This is a genomic window from Neptunitalea chrysea, assembly GCF_027924145.1.
Classification (GTDB): Bacteria; Bacteroidota; Bacteroidia; order Flavobacteriales; family Flavobacteriaceae; genus Neptunitalea; species Neptunitalea chrysea.
Genome location: NZ_BRVP01000043.1, coordinates 1 through 5,395 on the forward strand (window position 1 = coordinate 1; position 5,395 = coordinate 5,395).

Consider the following 5,395-nt stretch of genomic DNA (forward strand, 5'->3'; position numbering starts at 1 on the left):
TAGTAAGGGTGTTTTAAAAAAGGCGGCGACATACTCTCCCAATTGCTTAGTACCATCTGCGCTAATGGGCTTAACTACTCTGTTCGGAAAGGTAAGAGGTGAGCCCCATTGCTATAACCACCTTAAATTGTAAGTTGTTAGTAATAGGTAATCTATACTATCAACTGTTAAAATAAGTTGAATATTGAGATAAAAAGATATGTTTGTTGAAGTTCGTCTGCATTTTAAAGAGCTACCCTGCTCCCCAAATAGGGGAGCAAAGCGTGTACATAAGCCTATGGGTTATTAGTACTACTCGGCTATGACATTACTGCCTTTACACCTATAGCCTATCAACGTGGTCATCTCCCACGACCCTTTAAAGAAATCTCATCTTGTGGTGGGTTTCGTGCTTATATGCTTTCAGCGCTTATCCCATCCCAACATAGCTACTCTGCAATGCTCTTGGCAGAACAACAGATACACCAGAGGTTGGTCCAACTCGGTCCTCTCGTACTAGAGTCAGAGCCACTCAAATTTCTAACGCCCACAGTAGATAGAGACCGAACTGTCTCACGACGTTCTGAACCCAGCTCGCGTGCCACTTTAATGGGCGAACAGCCCAACCCTTGGGACCTTCTCCAGCCCCAGGATGTGACGAGCCGACATCGAGGTGCCAAACCCCCCCGTCGATGTGAGCTCTTGGGGGAGATCAGCCTGTTATCCCCGGCGTACCTTTTATCCTTTGAGCGATGGCCCTTCCATACGGAACCACCGGATCACTATGCTCTACTTTCGTACCTGATCGACTTGTAGGTCTCTCAGTCAAGCTCCCTTATGCCATTGCACTCTACGCACGGTTACCAAGCGTGCTGAGGGAACCTTTAGAAGCCTCCGTTACTCTTTTGGAGGCGACCACCCCAGTCAAACTACCCACCACGCACTGTCCTTCGTTAGAAGTTAGACCTCAGATAAGCAAAGGGTGGTATTTCAACAATGACTCCACAACTCCTAGCGAAGCCGCTTCAATGTCTCCCACCTATCCTACACATCACTTATCCAAGGGCAATACGAAGCTATAGTAAAGGTGCACGGGGTCTTTTCGTCCCACTGCGGGTAATCGGCATCTTCACCGATACTACAATTTCACCGAGCTCATGGCCGAGACAGTGTCCAGATCGTTACACCATTCGTGCAGGTCGGAACTTACCCGACAAGGAATTTCGCTACCTTAGGACCGTTATAGTTACGGCCGCCGTTTACTGGGGCTTCAATTCAATGCTTCGATAAATCTAACATCTCCTCTTAACCTTCCAGCACCGGGCAGGTGTCAGGCCCTATACATCATCTTTCGATTTAGCAGAGCCCTGTGTTTTTGATAAACAGTCGCCTGGACCTTTTCACTGCGGCCTCCCCGGAGGGAGGCGACCTTTCTCCCGAAGTTACAGGTCTATTTTGCCTAGTTCCTTAGCCATGAATCTCTCGAGCGCCTTAGAATACTCATCCCAACCACCTGTGTCGGTTTACGGTACAGGCTGCATATATCGCTTTTCTTGGAAGTTGCGACCCGGGATTATCACTGCAGCCGTAGCCTTAGTGTACTATCGGTATTTTACATACCTTCAACGTGCTATTCCGTCAGCACGCACCCAGTGAACAACTCCGTCACTTTTAACTATATGCAGGTACAGGAATATTAACCTGTTGTCCATCCACTACCCCCTTCGGGTTCGCGTTAGGCCCTGACTAACCCTCAGCTGATTAGCATAGCTGAGGAAACCTTGGTTTTTCGGCGTGCGGGTTTCTCGCCCGCATTATCGTTACTTATGCCTACATTTTCTTTTCTAAAAGCTCCAGTAAACCTCGCAGTTAACCTTCAGCGCCGTTAGAATGCTCCCCTACCACTTTCGTCCATAGCTTCGGTAGTATACTTATGCCCGATTATTATCCATGCTCGATCGCTCGACTAGTGAGCTGTTACGCACTCTTTAAATGAATGGCTGCTTCCAAGCCAACATCCTAGCTGTCTAAGCAATCAAACCGCGTTTTTTCAACTTAGTATACATTTGGGGACCTTAGCTGATGGTCTGGGTTCTTTCCCTCTCGGACATGGACCTTAGCACCCATGCCCTCACTGCTGATCATCATTTTATAGCATTCGGAGTTTGTCAGGAATTGGTAGGCGGTGAAGCCCCCGCATCCAATCAGTAGCTCTACCTCTATAAAACTAAATCAACGCTGCACCTAAATGCATTTCGGGGAGTACGAGCTATTTCCGAGTTTGATTGGCCTTTCACCCCTACCCACAGGTCATCCGAAGACTTTTCAACGTCAACCGGTTCGGTCCTCCACTATGTGTTACCACAGCTTCAACCTGCCCATGGGTAGATCACACGGTTTCGCGTCTACTACTACTAACTATAGCGCCCTATTCAGACTCGCTTTCGCTACGGCTCCGTGACTGAATCACTTAACCTTGCTAGTAACAGTAACTCGTAGGCTCATTATGCAAAAGGCACGCCGTCACCCCACTAAAGGGCTCCGACCGCTTGTAAGCGTATGGTTTCAGGTTCTATTTCACTCCCTTATTCAGGGTTCTTTTCACCTTTCCCTCACGGTACTAGTTCACTATCGGTCTCTCAGGAGTATTTAGCCTTAGCGGATGGTCCCGCCAGATTCACACAGGGTTTCACGTGCCCCGCGCTACTCAGGATACTGCTATCAATAACTTAACTTACCTATACGGGACTATCACCCTCTTTGGTTTGTCTTTCCAAACAATTCTAATTCGTTAAGCATCAAATAACGCAGTCCTACTACCCCGGAATTGCCGTAACAATACCGGTTTGGGCTGTTCCGCGTTCGCTCGCCACTACTTACGGAATCACTCTTGTTTTCTTCTCCTCCGCCTACTTAGATGTTTCAGTTCAGCGGGTTTGCCTCCTTGCGGATACTATATCTTCAATATAGTGGGTTGCCCCATTCGGATATTCACGGATCTACATGTATGTGCCACTCCCCATGACTTTTCGCAGCTTATCACGTCCTTCGTCGCCTCTGAGAGCCTAGGCATCCCCCATACGCCCTTAATTAGCTTATTGTACTTTTGTCTCTTTGATTCTTTACTTATTACTTCTAATTCTACATATAACATTAATATGTTATACGCAAAACCTCGTATCTCTTTTTATCTCAATATGTCAATGAACTGTGTCGTAATACTACATAATGTAGCACTACATGCAATAATTAAAGTAATTACCTTAACTATTACCTGGTGGAGAATATCGGAGTCGAACCGATGACCTCCTGCGTGCAAGGCAGGCGCTCTAGCCAGCTGAGCTAATCCCCCATTCTACTATTTTGAATGTTGAATTACCAATGTTGAATTATAATTCAAACCATCAACTTCTAGAATTTCCTTAAAGTGATAAACACAACTATTTGTAGTCTCGGGCAGGCTCGAACTGCCGACCTCTACATTATCAGTGTAGCGCTCTAACCAGCTGAGCTACGAGACTCTTTATTTGTATAGCTCTCTCTCTTTTTCATTCTTTTTATTAACAGCACTTTAAGCAAAACCACTCTTCGTTATTACCTTCATAGCAATTTATCTAAGTGTCTCTAGAAAGGAGGTGTTCCAGCCGCACCTTCCGGTACGGCTACCTTGTTACGACTTAGCCCCAGTTATCAGTTTTACCCTAGGCAGCTCCTTACGGTCACCGACTTCAGGTACCCCCGACTTCCATGGCTTGACGGGCGGTGTGTACAAGGCCCGGGAACGTATTCACCGGATCATGGCTGATATCCGATTACTAGCGATTCCAGCTTCACGTAGTCGAGTTGCAGACTACGATCCGAACTGAGATAGGTTTTATAGATTCGCTCCTGCTCACGCAGTGGCTGCTCTCTGTACCTACCATTGTAGCACGTGTGTGGCCCAGGACGTAAGGGCCGTGATGATTTGACGTCATCCCCACCTTCCTCGCGGTTTGCACCGGCAGTCCCGTTAGAGTCCCCATCATAACATGCTGGTAACTAACGGCAGGGGTTGCGCTCGTTATAGGACTTAACCTGACACCTCACGGCACGAGCTGACGACAACCATGCAGCACCTTGTAAACTGTCCGAAGAAAAAACTATCTCTAGTCCTGTCAGTCTACATTTAAGCCCTGGTAAGGTTCCTCGCGTATCATCGAATTAAACCACATGCTCCACCGCTTGTGCGGGCCCCCGTCAATTCCTTTGAGTTTCATTCTTGCGAACGTACTCCCCAGGTGGGATACTTATCACTTTCGCTTAGCCACTCAGCTTGCGCCGAACAGCTAGTATCCATCGTTTACGGCGTGGACTACCAGGGTATCTAATCCTGTTCGCTCCCCACGCTTTCGTCCATCAGCGTCAATCAGTTAGTAGTGATCTGCCTTCGCAATTGGTATTCTATGTAATATCTATGCATTTCACCGCTACACTACATATTCTAACCACTTCCTAACCATTCAAGACTATCAGTATCAAAGGCAATTTTACAGTTGAGCTGCAAACTTTCACCCCTGACTTAATAATCCGCCTACGGACCCTTTAAACCCAATGATTCCGGATAACGCTTGGATCCTCCGTATTACCGCGGCTGCTGGCACGGAGTTAGCCGATCCTTATTCGTATGATACCGTCATCAATCTACTCGTAGATCTTATTCTTCTCATACAAAAGCAGTTTACAACCCATAAGGCAGTCTTCCTGCACGCGGCATGGCTGGTTCAGTCTTCCGACCATTGACCAATATTCCTCACTGCTGCCTCCCGTAGGAGTCTGGTCCGTGTCTCAGTACCAGTGTGGGGGATCTCCCTCTCAGGACCCCTACCTATCGTTGCCATGGGGTGCCGTTACCACTCCATCTAGCTAATAGGACGCATGCTCATCTTGTACCGCCGAAGCTTTAATTATAAATACAGGTGTATCTATAATATTATGGGATATTAATCCAAATTTCTCTGGGCTATCCCCCTGTACAAGGTAGATTGCATACGCGTTACGCACCCGTGCGCCGGTCTCTAATTACCGAAGTAATTATACCCCTCGACTTGCATGTGTTAGGCCTGCCGCTAGCGTTCATCCTGAGCCAGGATCAAACTCTTCATCGTTAAATTTTTTATATCTTTACTCGATAAAGCGCTCAAATAATACTCAAAATGGATTTGCTTAAATCTTTATTCTTGATTCTGAATCAATTCAGAATCGTGCTGTCAACAATATTTTCAATGAACTTCTATTCTTCTTTAATCTCACTCTCTCTCCGAAAGCGGGTGCAAATATAAAAACTTTATTTCATTTATTCCTAATCTTTTTTGAAGTTTTTTTTCAACTCCAAAAACCCTTCTAAAAGTTTATACCTACACAATATTTTTAAGAACTT

General features: G+C 46.3%; 2 tRNA genes and 3 rRNA genes. All 5 read right to left on the bottom strand.

What is annotated here, in order from left to right:
* Positions 1 to 17: 17 nt before the first annotated feature.
* Positions 18 to 125: ribosomal RNA gene (rrf, locus tag NBRC110019_RS16475) — 5S ribosomal RNA — on the bottom strand.
* A 140-nt stretch (positions 126 to 265) separates the two neighbouring features.
* A 23S ribosomal RNA gene (locus NBRC110019_RS16480) occupies positions 266 to 3,080 on the bottom strand.
* A 174-nt stretch (positions 3,081 to 3,254) separates the two neighbouring features.
* A tRNA-Ala gene (locus tag NBRC110019_RS16485) sits at positions 3,255 to 3,331 on the bottom strand.
* A gap of 95 nt (positions 3,332 to 3,426) precedes the next feature.
* Positions 3,427 to 3,500, bottom strand: a tRNA-Ile gene (locus NBRC110019_RS16490).
* Between the two features lie 107 nt (positions 3,501 to 3,607).
* Positions 3,608 to 5,123: ribosomal RNA gene (locus NBRC110019_RS16495) — 16S ribosomal RNA — on the bottom strand.
* Together the 16S, 23S and 5S rRNA genes with 2 tRNA genes alongside form the textbook arrangement of a ribosomal RNA operon.
* Between the last annotated feature and the right edge of the window lie 272 nt (positions 5,124 to 5,395).